The organism is Neisseria subflava, from assembly GCF_024205745.1.
GTDB lineage: Bacteria > Pseudomonadota > Gammaproteobacteria > Burkholderiales > Neisseriaceae > Neisseria > Neisseria flavescens_B.
The window spans coordinates 1674266-1692693 of the sequence record NZ_CP073117.1; the positions used below are offsets into that span (position 1 = coordinate 1674266).

Genomic DNA, 18428 nt, shown 5'->3' on the forward strand with positions numbered 1-18428 from the left:
TTGAGATTGTACTAGACAAAAAAATAACCGCTTAAAAGCGGTAAATGGTGCCCGGAGCCGGAATCGAACCGGCACGGCCGGTTTAGGGCCGACGGATTTTAAGTCCGTTGTGTCTACCTATTTCACCACCCGGGCGTAGACAATAAATTGAGATATTGGAGGCGGGGGCGCGGATTTGAACCGGCCTGTATAAGGGTTGCACCCCTTATAGCATAAACACTCTGCCACCCCGCCATGAAATGGATGGAGGCGAGAGTCGGAATCGAACCGGCGTAGACGGATTTGCAATCCGCTGCATAACCACTTTGCTATCTCGCCAAATAAACTACTTTGGAGTGTTGTTTGTAGTATTGAAACTGGAGCGGGAAACGAGTCTCGAACTCGCGACCTCAACCTTGGCAAGGTTGCGCTCTACCAACTGAGCTATTCCCGCGTATTCGGATGCATGATTTAATGGAGCGGGAAACGAGTCTCGAACTCGCGACCTCAACCTTGGCAAGGTTGCGCTCTACCAACTGAGCTATTCCCGCATTTAAGTGCATCTGAAATTAAACTGGAGCGGGAAACGAGTCTCGAACTCGCGACCTCAACCTTGGCAAGGTTGCGCTCTACCAACTGAGCTATTCCCGCATATTGAAAAAGAACAATCAACAAGTAATCAGAATGGAGCGGGAAACGAGTCTCGAACTCGCGACCTCAACCTTGGCAAGGTTGCGCTCTACCAACTGAGCTATTCCCGCTCTGATATTTGTTGCTTCGTATATCGAAGAAGACGCAATTATTATGGATTTAATCGTGTGCGTCAAGTGTTTTGTTTTTATTTTTTTAAAAATTTTATTTGAATTCTTTCCACGCCATTTTCAGGTAGTAGCACATGGACCAGATGGTTAATACAGATGCTATAAACATCAATATGTTACCAATGAGATAGAAAGGGTCATTATATTTGTCTGTGCCGATAAGCAAAAGGAAGATGGCGATCATTTGGGCAGTGGTTTTGAATTTACCGATAGTGGCCACTGCAACGCTGCCGCGTTTGCCCATTTGTGCCATCCATTCGCGCAGGGCGGAAATGGTGATTTCTCGGCCGATAATAATCATGGCGAAGATGGCGTATGTTCTGCCAAGGCTGACGAGCAGGAGTAGGGCAACGGCAACCATAAGTTTGTCGGCAACGGGGTCGAGGAATGCGCCAAAGTCGGAGGTTTGTTTCCAACGGCGTGCCAAAAAGCCGTCAAACCAGTCTGTAACAGCTGCAAGTGCAAAGATGATGGCGGCTGTCCAGTTGACGGTTTGTGGTTGAATCCATGTGTTCGGTAAATAGAATAGGATGGTGAACACGGGGATTAATAGGACGCGCATCCAGGTAAGTAAAATAGGTATGTTCCAAGGCATGGTTTGGGACCTTTTGGACGATGTGTCGGATTGTCCATTATAGCTTATTTGCTCGCTGGGCTTTTTTGAGTGTTGTTTTTTTGCCGACAAGTAACGTGGGCATAGGGCTTTGTTATGCGGGTTGTGAAGAAAGTCTGTTAAGGCCGTCTGAAAAATGGGCTGTTGAGGGGTATAAATATTTTTGGGCAGGTACGTGGCTGCAAAATAGTGGGCAACGAGGTCGGCTTGCTGCTCGATATTGAGTTGGTTGAAGTGAGGCAAAGGCATGGGATAGGCGTAAGCTTTGCGTTTCCTATATCCGCCTTTGAGCATAATGAATAAACCGGATAACCAAACTTTGTGACCGAGCTGGTGTTGCCAGACGTGTGTCAGTTCATGAATCAGCCAGATTTTGTAGGCGATGCCGGCTTGAGTGAAATCATCAGGGCAGTGTTTGCGCGGGAAATATATATTTCCATTGGGGGCGATAGCGGTATTGGGGTTGGGCAGGAAGGGGATGCCACGATATATTTTAATGCGGTTGAAGTCTATGCCGTCGGTAAAAACCTGTTTTGCCATACGGACTTCGTTTTCGGTCAGTCTGCGCCAATTGGAAAAAATCATATTTTAAAGAAGAATATAGGATATAAAGATTTTCAGGCCGTCTGAAAGTTTCAGACGGCCTGAACATGGGATTTATTGTTCTTCTGAAGCGGCTTGTTTGCCGTTGTCGAACAATTTGTCCATAGGCGTCAGATTAACTGCGTTGCCTTGGCTGACTATCCATTTGTTTTCAACACGCCACACGCCTGAGGTATCTTCAACACGCAAATACCAATGGTTGGTTTGGGGTAGAGGTTTGAAGATGGCTTCGTATTCCATACGGCCGTTTTGTGGTTCGGCAGTTACGGCGCGCAGCTTGACGGTTTGGTCGTCAGCTTTGCGTGTCGGGTGCATCAGCAGCAGGTTTAATGGCTGTTTGGGATCGAATTGTCCGCTGACGAATACTTTGGCGGCATTCATGTCCGGACTGATTAAAACCTGCACCTGAATCTGCCGTTTAACGGCTTCTTCATCGCGGTGAAGCTGGATTTCGATATGTTTGCCGTCTTTATAGTAATCGTCGGAAACCAAGTCTGTCGTATATTCTTTTGCGACGAAGAACATAGACACGCTGGCGATAACGACAAAGATGGGACCTGCCATCAGCACCCAAGGCCAAATGTGTTTATACCAAGGCTTAGTGGGATTGGGTTGGGACACCGTTGTTATTCTCCAATAAAGGTTGCTTTTTCATTCAAGACAGTCGGTTCGGCATCAGCGCCATCGGTTTCACGATATGTGAAGGTAAATTCAATCGGCTGACTGCCTTTTTCGGCGTACTCAGGGAGGGTGGACACTTGAACCGGAATGGTCACGGTTTCGCGTGGCGCAATTTTAATACCGTTTTCTGGCAAGCCGGTCAAGGCGATATCATCAAAACCTTTGACTGTTGCAGTAACGGTCTGTTCATGTTCACTCTTATTAATGATGCGCAGGTTGTAGGCATTTTCCAACCAGCCTTGGCTGTTTTCACGCACCATCACACCGCGGTCTTTCAGAATATCCACTTCGATCATTTTACGGGTAGAAATGCCGGTTAAGAAAGCAATAATAACCACAAACAATACTGCACCATAACCTGCAACGCGAGGGCGTTTCAGGCGTTTTTTGATGTCGCTTTCAGGGTATTCATGCTCCATTGCGCCTTCGGTGGTGTAACGGATCAGGCCGCGCGGATAACCCATTTTGTCCATGATTTCGTCACAAGCGTCGATACAGGCTGCACAACCGATACATTGGTATTGCAGGCCGTCGCGGATATCGATGCCGACGGGGCAGACTTGTACGCACATGGTGCAGTTGATACAGTCGCCCAAACCGCTGTCTTCTTTGTTGGCGGTTTTTTTGCGTGCACCGCGAGGTTCGCCGCGTTCGGTATCGTAGGAAATAATCAGCGTGTCTTTGTCAAACATCGCACTTTGGAAGCGTGCATACGGGCACATATGCAGACACACTTTTTCGCGCATAATGTGGGCAAAGAAGAAGGTCATGAATCCGTAAAACGCTGCGGCAAACATTGCGCCGCCGCCTGCTGCTCCGGTGAATAAATCGGGAACAAACTGGCGGATAGGGACAAACCAGCCTGCAAAAGTGATACCTGTCCACGCACAGACAAGGAAAATCAGTAGATATTTGGTGGCCTTAATGCGGATTTTAGTAAAGTTCCAAGGCGATTTTTCCAGTTTTAAACGTTTGTTGCGGTCGCCTTCAACCAAGTTGTCGATCCAAAGCATAATTTCGGTGTAAACCGTTTGCGGGCAAGAATAGCCGCACCACAAACGACCGGCAATGGTTGTCCACCAAAATAGGCCGAAAGCACAAATCATCAACAGCAAGGCAAGGTAAATCAAATCACCCATGCCCAGTGACAGGCCGAAAATGAAAAAATGACGGTCAGGGATATTGAATAAAACTGCCTGACGGTTACTCCAGTTAAACCATGGAATTACGTAAAATACAAACTGGGTCGCCAATACGGCGGCGATACGAAGTTTGGCAAAGCGTCCTTCTGCTTTTTTCGGATGGATGCGTTCGCCTTCGGGGTGAATTTGAATTACGCTGGATTTGGGTTTGGAAGGTTTGGGCGGAGTGGCTTTTGCCGTTTTTTCTGTTGAGGGTGTGGTGTTTTCAGCTTGGTTTTCGGGTGACATAATCAGTGTTCCTTAATCGAAGTGCACACAAGCCTTTTGTCATGGTAGTAGTTTGATGTGAGTATTTTCAGACGGCCTTGGGCGTGCATATAAAATCATAACATTTGACTCTATGCAAAGCAAAAGCGGGGCTTGCCCTTAACAATAGTTGAGGTACTCCTGTCTCATACAAGGCCGTCTGAAAAGAGCAGTATTCAAAGGCTTACGGAATAAGTGTAGGTTTATGCTTATAGTGATTTACTATTTATCCGATAAAAAATTTACAACATACTGTTTCAAAACGAAATAACAGTTAATATCATCTATCCTGTCCATTTCAGACGGCCTATTGGAAATCATGCCGTCTGACAATGCAAATATAAAAGGCTATTCTTGAAAGCACGGCTGATTCAGGCGATAATCGGCACACTTTTTCATATTTCCAATCTTGTCCAAGGAAGGTCAAACCATGTCTCAACTGGCAAACGCAATCCGTTTCCTCTCAGTCGATGCCGTACAAAAAGCCAACTCCGGCCACCCGGGTGCGCCTATGGGTATGGCGGAAATGGCGGAAGTATTGTGGACGAAGTTCCTCAATCATAATCCGGCCAACCCAAAATTCTACAACCGCGACCGTTTTGTCCTCTCCAATGGTCATGCCTCCATGATTCTTTACAGCCTGTTGCACCTAACCGGCTACAACGTTTCTATTGATGATCTGAAAAACTTCCGCCAACTGCACAGTAAAACCCCCGGTCATCCCGAATACGGCTACACCGACGGCGTGGAAACTACAACCGGCCCATTGGGACAAGGTATTGCCAACGCAGTAGGCATGGCTTTGGCCGAAAAAATCTTGGCTGCCGAATTTAATAAAGACGGTTTGAACATCGTTGACCACCACACCTACGTCTTCATGGGCGACGGTTGCATGATGGAAGGCGTATCGCATGAGGCCTGCTCGCTTGCCGGTACTTTGGGCTTGGGTAAACTGATTGTTTTATATGATGACAATAATATTTCCATCGATGGTAAAGTGGATGGTTGGTTTACCGAAAACATTCCGCAACGTTTTGAAAGTTACGGCTGGCATGTGATTCCAAATGTAAACGGTCATGACACTGATGCCATTCAGACGGCCATTGAAGCGGCCAAAGCCGAAACCGGCAAACCTTCCCTGATTTGCTGCAAAACCTTAATCGGCAAAGGCAGTGCCAATAAAGAAGGCAGCCATAAAACCCACGGTGCGCCTTTGGGTGCGGACGAGATCGAAGCCACGCGCAAACATTTGGGTTGGGCTTATCCTGCGTTTGAAATCCCTCAAGAAATCTATGCTGCATGGAATGCAAAAGAAAAAGGCGCGAAACTTGAGGCCGAATGGAACGAACTCTTCGCTCAATATCAAGCCAAATATCCTGCAGAAGCTGCAGAATTCGTGCGCCGCATGGATAAAAAACTGCCTGAAAACTTCGATGCTTACGTTCAAGCCGCATTGAAAGAAGTGTGTGCCAAAGCGGAAACCATCGCCACCCGTAAAGCCAGCCAAAACAGCATCGAAATCTTGGCAAAAGAGCTGCCTGAATTGGTGGGCGGTTCTGCTGACTTGACCCCGTCCAACCTGACTGACTGGTCAAACAGCGTTTCCGTTACCCGAGAGCACGGCGGCAACTATATTCACTACGGTGTGCGCGAGTTCGGCATGGGCGCAATCATGAACGGCCTTACCCTGCATGGCGGTGTGAAACCATTCGGCGCGACTTTCCTAATGTTCAGTGAATACGAGCGTAACGCCTTGCGCATGGCTTCGCTGATGAAAATCAACCCTGTATTTGTGTTCACCCACGATTCCATCGGTTTGGGTGAAGACGGTCCGACCCACCAACCTATCGAGCAAACTGCCACTTTGCGCCTGATTCCGAATATGGATGTATGGCGTCCATGCGATACCGTTGAATCTTTGGTAGCGTGGTCTGAAGCCGTTAAAGCAGCCGATCATCCGTCCAGCCTGATTTTCAGCCGTCAAAACCTGAAATTCCAAGCACGTGATGAGCAACAGCTGAACGACGTCAAACGCGGTGCTTACGTGATCAGTGAAGCTAAAGGCAATGCGCAAGCTGTTGTAATCGCAACCGGTTCTGAAGTTGAATTGGCTCTGGAAGCGCAAAAAGTATTGGCAGAACAAGGTATTGCCGTACGCGTTGTTTCCATGCCTTCTACCAATGTATTCGACCGCCAAGATGCCGCCTATAAAGCCGCCGTTCTGCCGGAAAGTTTGCCACGCGTAGCCGTAGAAGCAGGACATGCCGACGGTTGGTACAAATACGTCGGTCTGAACGGTGCAGTGGTCGGTATCAACCGCTTCGGCGAGTCTGCACCTGCTGATTTGCTGTTTAAAGAATTCGGCTTTACTGTAGACAATGTGGTTGCCACTGTTAAATCCGTTTTGTAAATCAGATTTTTGATTGAGATAAAAAGGCCGTCTGAAATTTCAGACGGCCTTTTATTTTTCAGTCGGTTAAACAGTTTCTGTTTCAGGTTTAACCTTGCTTTTCTTAAACTTCAACACGGCTTCTTCTTTCGCAGCATCCCAGTCTATCAGCACAAAGCCGCCTTCGGCGAGTTTGCCAAACAGGAGTTCGTCGGCGAGCGGTTTGCGGATTTTTTCCTGAATCAGGCGGTTCATTGGGCGTGCGCCCATTTGCGGGTCAAAACCTTTTTCTGCCAGATATTTGCGTAATGCCGGCGTGAATTCGGCTTCGACTTTTTTGTCGAGGAGCTGGTGTTCGAGCTGGAGCAGAAATTTGTCCACGACTTTGGCGATGATGGGCTCGGACAAGGGTGCAAACGGGATAATCGCGTCCAAGCGATTGCGGAACTCGGGCGTGAAGAGTTTGTTGATTGCCTGCATTTCGTCGCCGCGTTCGCGTTTGGCAGTAAAGCCGAGGCTGGGGCGGCTGAGGCTTTCCGCGCCTGCGTTGGTAGTCATAATCAGAATGACGTTGCGGAAATCGGCGCTCTTACCGTTGTTGTCGGTCAGTTTGCCTGCGTCCATGACTTGCAGGAGGACGTTGAAAATGTCGGGGTGGGCTTTTTCGATTTCGTCCAAGAGCAACACGCAATGCGGCTGTTTGTTGACGGCTTCGGTCAAAAGGCCACCTTGTTCAAAGCCGACGTAGCCCGGCGGCGCGCCGATGAGGCGCGATACGGCATGGCGTTCCATGTATTCGGACATATCAAAGCGTTGCAGCGGTACGCCCATCGAGTAGGCAAGCTGTTTGGCGACTTCTGTTTTGCCGACGCCGGTCGGGCCGGAGAAGAGGAAGCTGCCTATCGGTTTGTCGGGCAGTGCGAGGCCGGAACGCGACATTTTGACGGCGGCAACCAACGCATCGATGGCATTTTCTTGACCGTAAACCATGTTTTTCAAATCACGGCCGAGGAATTGCAACACTTGTTTGTCGTCGTGCGACACGGTTTTTTCGGGAATCCGTGCGACTTTGGCGATGACGGTTTCGATTTGTGCTTTACCAATGACTTTTTTCTGTTTGGATTTGGGCAAAATCCGTTGCGCCGCGCCTGCTTCGTCCATCACGTCTATGGCTTTGTCGGGCAGGAAACGCTCGTTGATGTAGCGTGCGGAGAGTTCGGCAGCGGCTTCAAGTGCGCCTTGCGTATAGCGGACTTGATGGAAATCTTCAAACATCGGTTTCAAGCCACGCAGAATTTGTACGGTTTCGGAAACGGTAGGTTCGACCACGTCGATTTTTTGGAAACGGCGGCTTAATGCGTGGTCTTTATCGAAAATGGTGCGGTATTCGTCGTAAGTGGTTGCGCCGATACAGCGCAATGAGCCTTTCGCCAATGCGGGTTTAAGCAGGTTGGACGCGTCCATTGTGCCGCCGCTGGTACTGCCCGCGCCGATGATGGTGTGGATTTCGTCGATAAACAAAATGGCGTGAGGGATTTTTTCGAGCTGTTTCAAGACGGATTTGACCCGAGCTTCAAAGTCGCCGCGGTATTTCGTGCCTGCCAAAAGCGAACCCATATCCAGCGCATACACTTCGGCATCTTTAAGCGCGTCGGGGATGTCGCCGTTGACGATTTGGTGTGCCAAACCTTCTGCCAGCGCGGTTTTGCCCACGCCAGCTTCGCCGACCAAAAGCGGATTGTTTTTGCGGCGGCGGCATAGGATTTGCACCAGCCGTTCCATTTCGTGTTTGCGACCAATCAAAGGGTCGATACGGCCGGCTTTGACTTCGGCGTTGAGGTTGACGGTGTAGTCGGAAAGGGAGCCGGTTTTTTGTTCCGCTTCCTCACCCTCGCGTCCCAGGCCGTCTGAATCATTGCCATCCTCGTCATCGGGCGAGCCATGGGCAATACAACGCAAGACTTCAAAGCGCGTAATGGATTGCAATTTGAGGAAATAAACGGCATGGCTTTCGGATTCGCTCATCATGGCAACCAAAATATCCAAAGGCTCTACTGCGGCTTTGCCGGCAGACTGGGTATGCACCATCGCCCGTTGGATGACGCGTTGGAAGCCTAATGTCGGCTGGGTTTCGACCGTATCCAGAAGATGATCGGGAATTTGCGGCGTATTTTCTGCAACGCTGGCCGCAAGCTGCTCGGACAGGACTTTCAAATCCGCACCACACAGTTTCAAGACGTTCGGTACCGCCGCATCTTCTTCTATCAGCACCAAAAGCAGGTGTTCCAAGCTGATAAACTCATAACGGGCGTTGCGTGCTTCACGGTAGAGCAGTTGCAGGATATGTTCCAATTCGGGTGAAAGCATGATTTAAACCTCTTCGACTATACATTTGAGCGGATGCCCTTCAGCTTTGGCACGTTCCATGACCTGATGCTGCTTGGTCTGCGCAATATCGCGCGTGTAGGTGCCGCACAGGCCTTTGCCTTCGTGGTGAACCAGCAACATGACGGCCACTGCCTGTTCCTGTGCAAGCATAAAGACTTCGGTCAGGATTTCGACAACAAATTCCATGGTGGTGTAATCGTCGTTCAATAAAAATACGCCGTAACGTTTCGGCGGCTGTGTGTTGATATCGCTGAGCAGAGTATCGGATTGGTGGTCGGTATTCGGATGGTTCATAATCTTAGGTTTCAGTTTTCAGACGGCTTGTTTTGATTGCAAACCGTTTTCTGTTGTATTTCGGCAATTTTTTTCTATTTTCCCACTTTTTTGAAAACATAGCTTGACGTTTTGTCTTAACAAATGTAAAAAGACGGTTAAGCAGAAGTTGGCACTCGACCGCGTATACAATACGGGGGAGAAACGCTGAACGTTTTAGTTTGCTGTATGCCTTGTTTTGCTGATTTTGTTAATTTTTAAGTATAGGAAGTTTCTAATGGCAACCGGTATCGTAAAATGGTTTAACGACGCTAAAGGTTTTGGTTTCATCACTCCTGATGAAGGTGGCGAAGATTTGTTCGCTCACTTCTCAGCGATCAACATGGAAGGTTTCAAAACCCTGAAAGAAGGCCAACGCGTGTCTTTCGACGTAACCACCGGCCCTAAAGGCAAACAAGCTGCTAACATTCAAGCTGCTTAATCAAATGCGCGGCGTAAAAGCCGTAAAATCATGGCGGGGTTTCCCGCCATTTTTTATGGGCGTTCGAGTCAAAAATTATGAATCAAAATTCATCTTATCAAAATGCTTTAAAGCAGCTAGACGAGCTTATCCGTTATTTCCGCAGCGAAGGCGAAGTTAGCTGCGCCGTTGCCGAGCGTGAAGACCAAATCTTGATCCGCCTTGCCGATTTGAAATTGGATTTACGCCCTGAAGATGAAAAAGCCATTGCCGATATAGACCGCTTTTACCGCCGCCATGTTTTAAGCGAATAAACGTTTCAAAACCGTTTGCCGTTTTATTTTTTAAGCATGCCTGATAAAATAGGCCGTCTGAAAAGTTTGTAAAGAATCAGCATAATGAGTATTGCCAATAATAAAAAAGCCTTTCACGATTTCTTTATCGAAGACCAAATCGAAGCCGGTATAGTATTGGAGGGATGGGAAGTCAAAGCCATCCGCGCTGCACGTGTGCAATTAAAAGAAAGCTATATCTACTGGAAAAAAGACGCATTCTATTTGGTGGGCTGCCACATTACCGCATTGCCCACTGCCTCGACACACGTCAAACCCGACCCTGTCCGTCCGCGTAAGTTGTTGTTGAAACAATCGGAAATCAACAAGTTAATCGGTAAAACCGAACGCGCCGGTTATACGATTGTGCCTTTAAACCTGCATTACACCCGCGGTAGAATCAAAGTGGAAATCGGTTTGGCCAAGGGTAAGAAACAGCATGACAAACGCCAAAGCCTGAAAGAAGCGGATTGGAAGCGTGAGAAACAGCGTTTGATGAAAAACGTACGTTGATTTTTTCAGACGGCCTTTACATAAAGGCCGTCTGAATATTTATTGTTTGAAAATTTTAAAAAGGAAAACAGATGAAAACCATGATTTTAGCGGCGGCTTCAGCCGTATTGTTGCTGGGCGCGTGTTCCACTACGGAACAAAGAGTATTGAAACCTGAAGAGCTGACCAGCATCAAACATGTCTGCATCATTCAAAATGCAAAAGTAAGACCGCATGATTTGGATCGTGCTTTGTCTAAAGCTTTGGCAAAGCGCGGCATTGGCAGCACTATTGTGACAGCGGATAACCGCGGCAAACTGTATGATTCTTCTTGCCCGTATAACCTGCGTTACAAAACCAAAGGCAATAATGAAATCTTGCGTAAAGGCGTATTTGTGTTGAGAAGCACCAAGTATGCGGTTTCTACTGTCAGCTACTCTTTGAATGATGAGAACCACTTCCGAACCAACCCTGATTTGGTGAAACAGGCTGAAGGCGTTGTGGCCAAGCTGTTGGAAAAAAACAGCAAATAAAAGCCAGAATAAAAAACCGGCTTGCCATGATATGGAGAATATCGGGCAAGCCGGTTTTATTTTCAGACAGCCTTAAATGGATTTGATTTTTTCCCAAAGGGTTCTGACCGTACCTTGGTAGTAGGTTTCGGAAGTGCAATAGACTGTTTCTAAAGCACATTGTCCTTGTGAGCCGTATTTTTTGATACACTGGTTCAAGGCAATTTGATGCACGGTTTTGAAACGTGGGGAGGTAATGGCCACTACGTTTTGAGCAGTCAATTTGCCCATGGCTTTAGGGTAGGCAACAGCGATACAGGTGTTGTGCAGAGGGACAACCGTTTTGCAGCCTGTTGCTTGACCTGCGCTGATACCGGCTAAGGCATCTTGGCCTTTACAGAATGTTTCGAGTTCGGCTGTCGCATCCAGTTGGGTGGCATTTTCTTTGGTGGTTTTGATTTGCAGCACTTCATTGCTGTCGGCAGGGTTTTGCCACATCGCCAGGTAGCCGTAAGTATCGGCAGCCAGGGCGGCAGGAGTCAGTGCGCAAAGGATAAGTGTCGTTAGTGTTTTTTTCATGTTCGTTCCCTGTTTGTTGGGTATTTGTCGTTATTATAAAGCAAAAGTACTTATTTGATATAAATTTGCTTTTAAAATGAATATTTGAGTGTGGCAGATAGATTATAGGCCGTCTGAAATTTCAGACGGCCTTTTGATTATGTTTTAAAGAATAGGGCGTAGCTTAGAGGCTCATACGCCGTGGCGGTCGAGCCAACGTTCGGCATCAAGCGCAGCTTGGCAGCCGGAAGCTGCGCTGGTGATGGCTTGACGGTAGGTATGGTCTTTGACGTCGCCTGCCGCCCATACGCCTTCGATATTGGTTGCGCCGACATTGTCACCGGTACCACCTTTGGTTTTCAGGTAGCCGGTTTCATCCATATCGAGTTGGCCTTTGAAGATATCGGTGTTGGGTTTGTGGCCGATGGCGATGAAAACGCCTTTGACAGCGATTTCTTCAGTGCTGCCGTCATTGTGTTTCAGGCGTGCACCGGTAACGCCGCTTTCGTCGCCCAAGATTTCATCAATCGAGCTGTTGAGCTTGAGGATGATTTTGCCTTCTTCGACGCGTTGCATCAGTTTGTCCACCATGATTTTCTCGGCGCGGAAGCTGTCACGGCGGTGAATCAGGGTAACGGTGTTGGCGATATTGGCAAGGTAGAGGGCTTCTTCCACAGCGGTATTACCACCACCTACTACAGCAACATCTTGTTTTTTATAGAAGAAGCCATCGCAAGTTGCGCAGGCGGAAACGCCTTTGCCGGCAAAGGTTTCTTCGCTTGGCAAACCTAAATATTTGGCGGATGCGCCGGTGGCAACGATGAGCGCATCGCAGGTGTATTCGCCCATATCGCCTTTGAGGGTAAACGGACGGTTTTGCAAATCAACGGTATGGATTTGGTCGAAAATCATTTCGGTGCCGAAGCGTTCGGCATGGGCTTGGAAACGGGCCATCAGTTCCGGACCTTGTACACCTTCGGCATCGGCAGGCCAGTTGTCCACTTCGGTGGTGGTCATCAGTTGTCCGCCTTGTTCAACGCCGGTAATGATCACAGGGTTGAGATTGGCACGGGCGGCATAGACGGCGGCAGTATAGCCGGCAGGGCCGGAGCCGAGGATGATGAGTTTATGATGGTTGCTCATGATGGTTTCCTTGCTGATAAATGATTGAATTTTGTCGTATCTAAGCTTTCAGACGGCCTGAATTTTACTTGAATTTGCCGCTGTCTGAAATATGTTTGTTGCTTGGGTTTAGTGGCTGTCTTTCCATTGATAATATTTTGAGCCGAGGAAAGAACCGAGTTTGCGCAGGAAAGGCTGGGTAATGATATTGCTGTGGCGTAGTTGCTCAAAAGGTTTCAGACGGCCGTCATCGCCCATGATGGCTTCGGCAATCGCCAAACCGGCAATGCCGGTAATCGCCATGCCGTGTCCGGAATAGCCTTGGGCGTAGAAAACGGTAGGGGCGAGGCGGCCAAAATGTGGGGCGAGGTTGCGCGTGATGTCGCATTCGCCACCCCAAGAATGCTCGATTCTGACATCGGCAAGTTGCGGGAAAACTTTCAGCATATCTTGGCGGACGAGTTCGGTCATGCGGTCAGGATCATCGATAAACTCATTGTCTTTGCCGCCGAAGAGCAGGCGGCCGTCGGCGCTGAGGCGATAGTAGTCGAGGACGTGGCGGTTGTCGCAGATGGCCATATTGTTGCGGATCAAGTCTTTGGCGCGTTCGCCCAGAGGCTCGGTGGCGATGATAAAGGTGCTGACTGCAATGGCTTTTTGTTCCAATACTTTGAATTTCGGGTGTAAGCCTGCATAAGTATTGACGGCATAAACGAGGTTTTTGCACTCAACGCTGCCATTGGGCGTGTGTACCAGCCAGCCGTTATCGCATGGCTCGATACGCGTCATCGGGGATTGCTCAAAAAGTTGTGCGCCTGCATCTGCTGCCGCTTTGGCAATGCCTAGGGTGTAATTGAGCGGGTGTAAGTGGCCGGATAAAGGATCAAATTGCGCGCCTTGATACATATCGCTGGCAAGTTGCTGCTTCAGCGTGGCTTTATCCCAAAGCTGGTAATGGCTTGCGCCATAATGTTTTTGGGCGTGTTCGTGCCATTGTTGCAATTCTTCCCAATGCTGAGGACGGACGGCGACGGTAGCGTAGCCGCGTTGCCAATCGCATTGGATGTTGTGTTTTTGAATGCGCGAGTTAACCAGTTCAACGGCTTGCAGAGATTGCTGCCAGAACCATTGGGCCTGTTCCAAACCGACTTGTTTTTCGATTTCTTCCATGCCGCAGGCAAAGTCGCTGATGACTTGTCCGCCGCTTCGGCCTGATGCGCCGAAACCGATACGGGCGGCTTCAAGTACGATGACTTCATGGCCGTTTTCGGCAAGCGGTAGGGCGGTGCATAAGCCGGACAGGCCGCCGCCGATAACGCAGGTTTCAGTTTTCAGACGGCCTTCAAGAGTCGGATAAGAAGGATGTGGATTGGCTGTGCTGACATAGTAGGAAGGAAGGTATTCTTTGAAGCTGGGATTAATCATGATTTGAGCTTTAGGTTGGTTTTTACTTCATTGAAAATAGGTTTTCAGACGGCCTGGAATGTGGGTTTGGGTTCAGGCCGTCTGAAAGGATAAGATGCAGTTAATAAAACAGGCTGTTCCGACACTTTATCGGACAGCCTGTCTGCATATTAGGCGGCTTTCTCGGCTGCCAATTTTTCTTGGCGGTAGGCTTCGGCAGCCTCGCGTTCCCGTTTGGTTGCCTGACGCATCATCCAATAGTTGACGACAATCACCAGCGTACCGATGATACCGATCAGGATGGTTGCCAAAACGTTCATCTGAGGGTCAAGGCCAAGTTTGATTTTGGAGAAAATCACTTGCGGCAATGTCGATGAACCCGGGCCTGACAGGAAGGAGGTAATCACCAAGTCGTCCAAAGACAGGGTAATGCCCAAGAGGAAGCCGGAAGCAATCGCAGGGGCAATCAGCGGCAGGGTAATCACGAAGAAAATTTTCAGTGGACGGGCACCCAAGTCCATAGCCGCTTCTTCCAAAGATTGATCCAATTCCACCAAGCGCGAGCGGATAACGACGGTAATGTACGCCATGCAAAGCGTGGTGTGGCCGAGGAAGATGGTGAAGAAACCTCGATCGAAGTAGAGCGATTGCAGCAATTCACTGCCTTGCAGGAACATTTGCACCTGAATAATCAACAGCAGCATGGACAAACCGGTAATCACATCAGGCATCACCATAGGCGCGGAAATCATACCGGCAAACAGGGTACTGCCGCGGAAGCGCTTGATACGCGCCATGGCGTAACCAGCCAATGTGCCGAGTGCTACTGCGGCAAGCGAGGAAACGATGGCGATACGCAATGACAGCCAAGCCGCTTCCAAGATGGTGTCGTTTTCCATCAATGCGCCGTACCATTTGGTTGAAAAACCGCCCCAAACGGTAACCAGCTTGGATTCATTGAAAGAATAGACGACCAAAACCACCAGCGGAATATAGAGGAATGCCAGCGAGAGCAGGAGCATCAGTTTCAAGAACCAGGATAATTTGGTTTTCTGCATTATTTGCCTCCTTCTTCCAATTCGCGGTTTTCATAGTGCTGGAACAGGGCAATTGGTACAACCAGCAGGGCAACCATGACAACGGCGACGGCAGAAGCCAGCGGCCAGTTGTTTTGGTCAAAGAATGCCTGCCACAAGACTTTACCGATCATCAGGTTTTCAGAACCGCCCACCAATTCAGGAATCACAAATTCGCCGACGGCCGGAACAAAGACCAGCATAGAGCCTGCGATGATGCCTGTTTTGGATAAAGGCAGGGTAATGGTAAAGAAGGATTTGATCGGACCTGCGCCCAAGTCGGAAGCGGCTTCGAGCAGACGGTTGTCCAGTTTTACCAGTTGTGTGTACAGCGGCAAAATCATAAACGGCAAATAGGCGTAAACCATCACCAAATTCAGTGAAAAAGCATTATAGAACAGGTCTAAAGGCTCGCTGATGATTCCATATTTGATTAAGAAATTGTTGATGATGCCGTTGTGACCCAATAAGCCCATCCATGCGTAAACACGCAACAGGAAAGAGGTCCAGAAAGGCAACATGATTGCCAACAGCAGGCCGTTGCGCGCAGCCGGATTGGCGCGTGAAATGGCATAAGCGGTCGGATAACCAATCAACAGGCAGATGATGGTTGTCGTCAGCGCAGTCTTAATCGAAGACCAGTAGGTCATCAAATAGATATTGCTGTTTTCACTGTCGCCAAACGGATTGAGCGTATTCCAAAAGTTTTGGAAGATGTCGGCATAGTTCTGATAGCTGATGGCAATGTTCAGACGGCCTAAGTCTTCATCAATCGTCGTCAACGGCGTAAATGGCGGAATGGCGATTTCTTGTTCGGCAAAGCTGATTTTCAATACGATGGCGAACGGAATCAGAAACAAAATCAAAAGCCAAATATACGGCACGGCAATAACTGCACGCTGGCCGGGGCGGCGGAATAGTTTATTTTTCAGTTTTTTAAGGTCCATTGCATTTCCCTCAAATTAACTGAACAGAGGCGTAGGTTGGTTTTCAGGCCAGCTGATATAGACGGTCTCGTCCCAAGTCGGCGGCGTAATGTTGCGCACATACCAATAAGGTGCGGGAACTTGGCTCTTAACGACACGGCCGTTGGCAAGTTTGATGTGGTAAATCGCAAAGCTGCCCAGATAGGCAATTTCTTTGACTGTACCTTGGGCCCAGTTGTGCGCGCCTAAGTGTTCCGGTTTCTCTTTGTGCAAATCAATGTCTTCAGGGCGGATACTGATCCAAATTTCATGGTCGTTCGGAACGCCCAAGCCATGGTCGATGCGGACGTGGTTTTCCAAGCCGTCACATTTGACGATGGAGAAATCGGCGCGGTCGTCAATGACGACACCGTCAAAAATATTGGTTTCGCCGATAAATTCGGCGGTAAAGCGGCTGTTAGGGTAATCGTACACATCGCTAGGCGTACCGACTTGGCGCAATTGGCCGTCGGACATAATGGCGATACGGGTAGCCATCGTCATCGCTTCTTCTTGGTCGTGGGTAACCATGATGCAGGTTACACCGACTTGTTCCAGCGTGTTGACCAATTCCAGTTGGGTTTGTTGGCGCAGTTTTTTATCGAGTGCGCCCAAAGGTTCGTCAAGCAGCAGGATTTTAGGACGTTTCGCCAGGCTGCGTGCCAAGGCGATACGTTGTTGCTGGCCGCCGGAGAGTTGGTGCGGTTTACGTTTGGCGTATTTGGTCATTTGTACCAGACGCAGCATTTCTTCGACGCGGGCGTCGATTTCGCCTTTAGGCATTTTGTCTTGTTTCAGGCCGAAAGCGATGTTTTGTTCAACGCTCATGTGCGGGAACAGGGCATAGCTTTGGAACATCATGTTGATTGGGCGCTCGTACGGAGCAAGCTTGGTAATGTCTTGGCCGTCGAGAATGATTTTGCCCTGATTGGGGCTTTCCATGCCTGCCAACATGCGCAGCAGCGTGGATTTGCCACTGCCTGAGCTGCCCAAAAGGGCAAAGATTTCATGTTGGTAAATGTCCAAGTCGATGTTATCGACAGCGTAATTGTCACCAAACTTTTTCACCAAGCCTTGGATTTGCAGATAAGGTTTGGCTGAAGACGCAGTGGTTGCGGTCATAATGGCAATACTCCAAAAAGAAAGACGAGTACCGGCAAAACGGATTTTCGAATGGGTGATAAAAAGCTGTTTGATTGCTGGCGGGAGTCGGACGGAGGCCGTCTGAAACTCTTGTAAAGCGCACGGGCAGCGTGGATAGAAAGCAGTTTAAGCCTAAGCTTTTGCTCTCGGCAAACTCGATATTATATTAGCCTAAGCCTCATAGGGGCAATATGAAATTGCTTGTATCGGCTGATTTGAAACAAATAGGAAAGGAAAGGCAGGCAGGGGAACAGGATAGCGAAAATGGGTAACGTTGTTTTTCTGCACAAAGGAGTGGTAATTTTATTCATATGTCTTAAAAAATTATTTAAAATAGAATAAAATAAGCAAATTGAATTTATTTGCTAAAACCATAATGGATGACGTTTTATATCGGGCGAGGCGGTTTTGCTCAGAATTGAAACTAAATCCGCTATATAAATAAAAGGGAAAACATGAGTATCAAAGAATGGCCCGAAGGGGAGCGACCGCGCGAGAAGCTCTTGGCGCACGGTGCGGCGGCGTTGAGCGATGCGGAGTTGCTGGCGATTTTGTTGCGTGTCGGAACGCGCGGTATGAGCGCGGTCGATTTGGCGCGTTATTTGTTAAGCGAGTTTGGCAGTTTGGGGAAGTTGATGAGTGCGGATGCCAAAACACTCGCTGCCTATAAGGGCATGGGTTTGGCGAGCTATACTCAATTTGCCGTGGTCAAAGAAATCGGGCGGCGGATTTTGGGTGAAGATTTGCAGGAGCAGATTGTTTTGTCAAACCCGAAATCGGTTGCGGATTATCTGCGCCTGCATCTTGGACATGAAAAAATCGAGGTCAGCGTTGCTTTGCTCCTCAACCGTCAAAATCAATTGATTGCGGTACGGGAATTGTCGCGCGGTACGGTGGCGGAAAATACGGTTTATATTCGTGAAATCGTCAAATTGGCATTGGATGAATATGCCGACAGTTTGATTTTGGCACACAATCATCCGGGCGGTTCGGCAAGGCCGTCTGAATCTGATGTGCAGTTTACAGAGCGTTTGAAACAGGCTTTAAGTTTGGTTGATATTACGCTGTTGGACCATTTTATCGTAACGGCAAAAGAAACCTGCTCTTTGCGCGAACAGGGCTATATGTAAGGATGAATGTTCAGACGGCCTCAGTAGGATTGGTTACCT

The 18428-nt window shown here is 48.6% G+C and carries 17 protein-coding genes and 7 tRNA genes; 6 read left to right on the forward strand and 18 right to left on the reverse strand.

Going from position 1 to position 18428, the window contains the following annotated elements; genetic code table 11:
* Positions 1-45: 45 nt before the first annotated feature.
* The 10 genes from KCG55_RS08000 to ccoG all read right to left on the reverse strand — a co-directional run bounded on the left by KCG55_RS08000 (position 46) and on the right by ccoG (position 4127).
* Positions 46-135: transfer RNA gene (locus KCG55_RS08000), tRNA-Leu, on the reverse strand.
* Positions 136-156: 21 nt separating this feature from the next.
* A tRNA-Cys gene (locus KCG55_RS08005) sits at positions 157-234 on the reverse strand.
* 10 nt (positions 235-244) lie between these two features.
* Positions 245-318 (reverse strand) — tRNA-Cys (locus KCG55_RS08010).
* Positions 319-357: 39 nt separating this feature from the next.
* Positions 358-433 (reverse strand) — tRNA-Gly (locus KCG55_RS08015).
* 21 nt (positions 434-454) lie between these two features.
* A tRNA-Gly gene (locus KCG55_RS08020) sits at positions 455-530 on the reverse strand.
* Positions 531-554: 24 nt separating this feature from the next.
* Positions 555-630, reverse strand: a tRNA-Gly gene (locus KCG55_RS08025).
* A gap of 34 nt (positions 631-664) precedes the next feature.
* Positions 665-740, reverse strand: a tRNA-Gly gene (locus KCG55_RS08030).
* 94 nt (positions 741-834) lie between these two features.
* Positions 835-1395, reverse strand: a complete 561-nt coding sequence (pgsA, locus tag KCG55_RS08035; protein WP_036472256.1) for a CDP-diacylglycerol--glycerol-3-phosphate 3-phosphatidyltransferase — start codon at positions 1393-1395, stop codon at positions 835-837.
* 675 nt (positions 1396-2070) lie between these two features.
* The gene (locus KCG55_RS08040; RefSeq protein WP_254322694.1) at positions 2071-2637 is read right to left on the reverse strand and encodes a FixH family protein; all 567 of its coding nucleotides are present in this window, start codon (positions 2635-2637) and stop codon (positions 2071-2073) included.
* A 5-nt stretch (positions 2638-2642) separates the two neighbouring features.
* Complete coding sequence (gene ccoG / locus KCG55_RS08045) at positions 2643-4127, reverse strand: cytochrome c oxidase accessory protein CcoG (RefSeq protein ID WP_254322695.1); 1485 nt, start codon at positions 4125-4127, stop codon at positions 2643-2645.
* 448 nt (positions 4128-4575) lie between these two features.
* On the opposite strand from ccoG, the gene tkt reads away from it, so the two are divergent.
* A complete protein-coding gene (gene tkt, locus KCG55_RS08050) occupies positions 4576-6555 on the forward strand; it encodes a transketolase (RefSeq protein WP_254322696.1) in 1980 nt (659 codons plus the stop codon).
* Positions 6556-6621: 66 nt separating this feature from the next.
* Here tkt and clpA read toward each other — a convergent pair whose 3' ends face one another.
* Positions 6622-8901, reverse strand: a complete 2280-nt coding sequence (gene clpA / locus KCG55_RS08055) for an ATP-dependent Clp protease ATP-binding subunit ClpA (RefSeq protein WP_254322697.1) — start codon at positions 8899-8901, stop codon at positions 6622-6624.
* 3 nt (positions 8902-8904) lie between these two features.
* Positions 8905-9216 carry an ATP-dependent Clp protease adapter ClpS gene (gene clpS, locus KCG55_RS08060; RefSeq protein ID WP_003679561.1) on the reverse strand — a complete coding sequence of 104 codons (312 nt, stop codon included), beginning with the start codon at positions 9214-9216 and terminating at the stop codon, positions 8905-8907.
* A gap of 256 nt (positions 9217-9472) precedes the next feature.
* Here clpS and KCG55_RS08065 point away from each other — a divergent pair, with 256 nt between their 5' ends.
* The 4 genes from KCG55_RS08065 to KCG55_RS08080 all read left to right on the forward strand — a co-directional run bounded on the left by KCG55_RS08065 (position 9473) and on the right by KCG55_RS08080 (position 11012).
* Positions 9473-9676 carry a cold-shock protein gene (locus KCG55_RS08065; protein ID WP_002217533.1) on the forward strand — a complete coding sequence of 68 codons (204 nt, stop codon included), beginning with the start codon at positions 9473-9475 and terminating at the stop codon, positions 9674-9676.
* 77 nt (positions 9677-9753) lie between these two features.
* The gene (locus KCG55_RS08070; protein ID WP_254322698.1) at positions 9754-9969 is read left to right on the forward strand and encodes a branched-chain amino acid ABC transporter; all 216 of its coding nucleotides are present in this window, start codon (positions 9754-9756) and stop codon (positions 9967-9969) included.
* Positions 9970-10053: 84 nt separating this feature from the next.
* Positions 10054-10500 (forward strand): SsrA-binding protein SmpB, encoded by a 447-nt coding sequence (gene smpB / locus KCG55_RS08075; RefSeq protein WP_003679566.1) that lies wholly within the window; start codon positions 10054-10056, stop codon positions 10498-10500.
* 71 nt (positions 10501-10571) lie between these two features.
* Positions 10572-11012 carry a hypothetical protein gene (locus tag KCG55_RS08080; RefSeq protein ID WP_003682952.1) on the forward strand — a complete coding sequence of 147 codons (441 nt, stop codon included), beginning with the start codon at positions 10572-10574 and terminating at the stop codon, positions 11010-11012.
* A gap of 72 nt (positions 11013-11084) precedes the next feature.
* Here the strand turns inward: KCG55_RS08080 and KCG55_RS08085 are convergent, their stop codons facing one another.
* The 6 genes from KCG55_RS08085 to KCG55_RS08110 all read right to left on the reverse strand — a co-directional run bounded on the left by KCG55_RS08085 (position 11085) and on the right by KCG55_RS08110 (position 17238).
* Positions 11085-11570 (reverse strand): DUF4189 domain-containing protein, encoded by a 486-nt coding sequence (locus KCG55_RS08085; RefSeq protein WP_188209450.1) that lies wholly within the window; start codon positions 11568-11570, stop codon positions 11085-11087.
* 171 nt (positions 11571-11741) lie between these two features.
* Positions 11742-12692 (reverse strand): thioredoxin-disulfide reductase, encoded by a 951-nt coding sequence (gene trxB / locus KCG55_RS08090; RefSeq protein ID WP_254322699.1) that lies wholly within the window; start codon positions 12690-12692, stop codon positions 11742-11744.
* Positions 12693-12800: 108 nt separating this feature from the next.
* A complete protein-coding gene (locus tag KCG55_RS08095; protein WP_254322700.1) occupies positions 12801-14096 on the reverse strand; it encodes an NAD(P)/FAD-dependent oxidoreductase in 1296 nt (431 codons plus the stop codon).
* Positions 14097-14245: 149 nt separating this feature from the next.
* Positions 14246-15133 (reverse strand): ABC transporter permease subunit, encoded by an 888-nt coding sequence (locus KCG55_RS08100; protein WP_063076460.1) that lies wholly within the window; start codon positions 15131-15133, stop codon positions 14246-14248.
* A complete protein-coding gene (locus KCG55_RS08105; protein ID WP_070823533.1) occupies positions 15133-16098 on the reverse strand; it encodes an ABC transporter permease subunit in 966 nt (321 codons plus the stop codon). Before KCG55_RS08105 ends, KCG55_RS08100 begins: the two co-directional genes overlap by 1 nt.
* 15 nt (positions 16099-16113) lie before the next feature.
* A complete protein-coding gene (locus KCG55_RS08110) occupies positions 16114-17238 on the reverse strand; it encodes an ABC transporter ATP-binding protein (RefSeq protein WP_003746147.1) in 1125 nt (374 codons plus the stop codon).
* Positions 17239-17714: 476 nt separating this feature from the next.
* Here KCG55_RS08110 and radC point away from each other — a divergent pair, with 476 nt between their 5' ends.
* On the forward strand, positions 17715-18389 hold the full coding sequence (radC, locus tag KCG55_RS08115; protein ID WP_063067883.1) for a RadC family protein: 675 nt from the start codon (positions 17715-17717) through the stop codon (positions 18387-18389).
* Positions 18390-18428: the final 39 nt, after the last annotated feature.

Coding starts and splice junctions, on each gene's coding strand:
- KCG55_RS08070 (WP_254322698.1), top strand. CDS start 9,754: ATGAATCAAAATTCATCTTATCAAAATGCTTTAAAGCAGCTAGACGAG.
- tkt (WP_254322696.1), top strand. CDS start 4,576: ATGTCTCAACTGGCAAACGCAATCCGTTTCCTCTCAGTCGATGCCGTA.
- KCG55_RS08095 (WP_254322700.1), bottom strand. CDS start 14,096: ATGATTAATCCCAGCTTCAAAGAATACCTTCCTTCCTACTATGTCAGC.
- trxB (WP_254322699.1), bottom strand. CDS start 12,692: ATGAGCAACCATCATAAACTCATCATCCTCGGCTCCGGCCCTGCCGGC.
- KCG55_RS08080 (WP_003682952.1), top strand. CDS start 10,572: ATGAAAACCATGATTTTAGCGGCGGCTTCAGCCGTATTGTTGCTGGGC.
- clpS (WP_003679561.1), bottom strand. CDS start 9,216: ATGAACCATCCGAATACCGACCACCAATCCGATACTCTGCTCAGCGAT.
- clpA (WP_254322697.1), bottom strand. CDS start 8,901: ATGCTTTCACCCGAATTGGAACATATCCTGCAACTGCTCTACCGTGAA.
- KCG55_RS08110 (WP_003746147.1), bottom strand. CDS start 17,238: ATGACCGCAACCACTGCGTCTTCAGCCAAACCTTATCTGCAAATCCAA.
- KCG55_RS08100 (WP_063076460.1), bottom strand. CDS start 15,133: ATGCAGAAAACCAAATTATCCTGGTTCTTGAAACTGATGCTCCTGCTC.
- radC (WP_063067883.1), top strand. CDS start 17,715: ATGAGTATCAAAGAATGGCCCGAAGGGGAGCGACCGCGCGAGAAGCTC.
- KCG55_RS08105 (WP_070823533.1), bottom strand. CDS start 16,098: ATGGACCTTAAAAAACTGAAAAATAAACTATTCCGCCGCCCCGGCCAG.
- KCG55_RS08085 (WP_188209450.1), bottom strand. CDS start 11,570: ATGAAAAAAACACTAACGACACTTATCCTTTGCGCACTGACTCCTGCC.
- pgsA (WP_036472256.1), bottom strand. CDS start 1,395: ATGCCTTGGAACATACCTATTTTACTTACCTGGATGCGCGTCCTATTA.
- KCG55_RS08065 (WP_002217533.1), top strand. CDS start 9,473: ATGGCAACCGGTATCGTAAAATGGTTTAACGACGCTAAAGGTTTTGGT.
- ccoG (WP_254322695.1), bottom strand. CDS start 4,127: ATGTCACCCGAAAACCAAGCTGAAAACACCACACCCTCAACAGAAAAA.
- smpB (WP_003679566.1), top strand. CDS start 10,054: ATGAGTATTGCCAATAATAAAAAAGCCTTTCACGATTTCTTTATCGAA.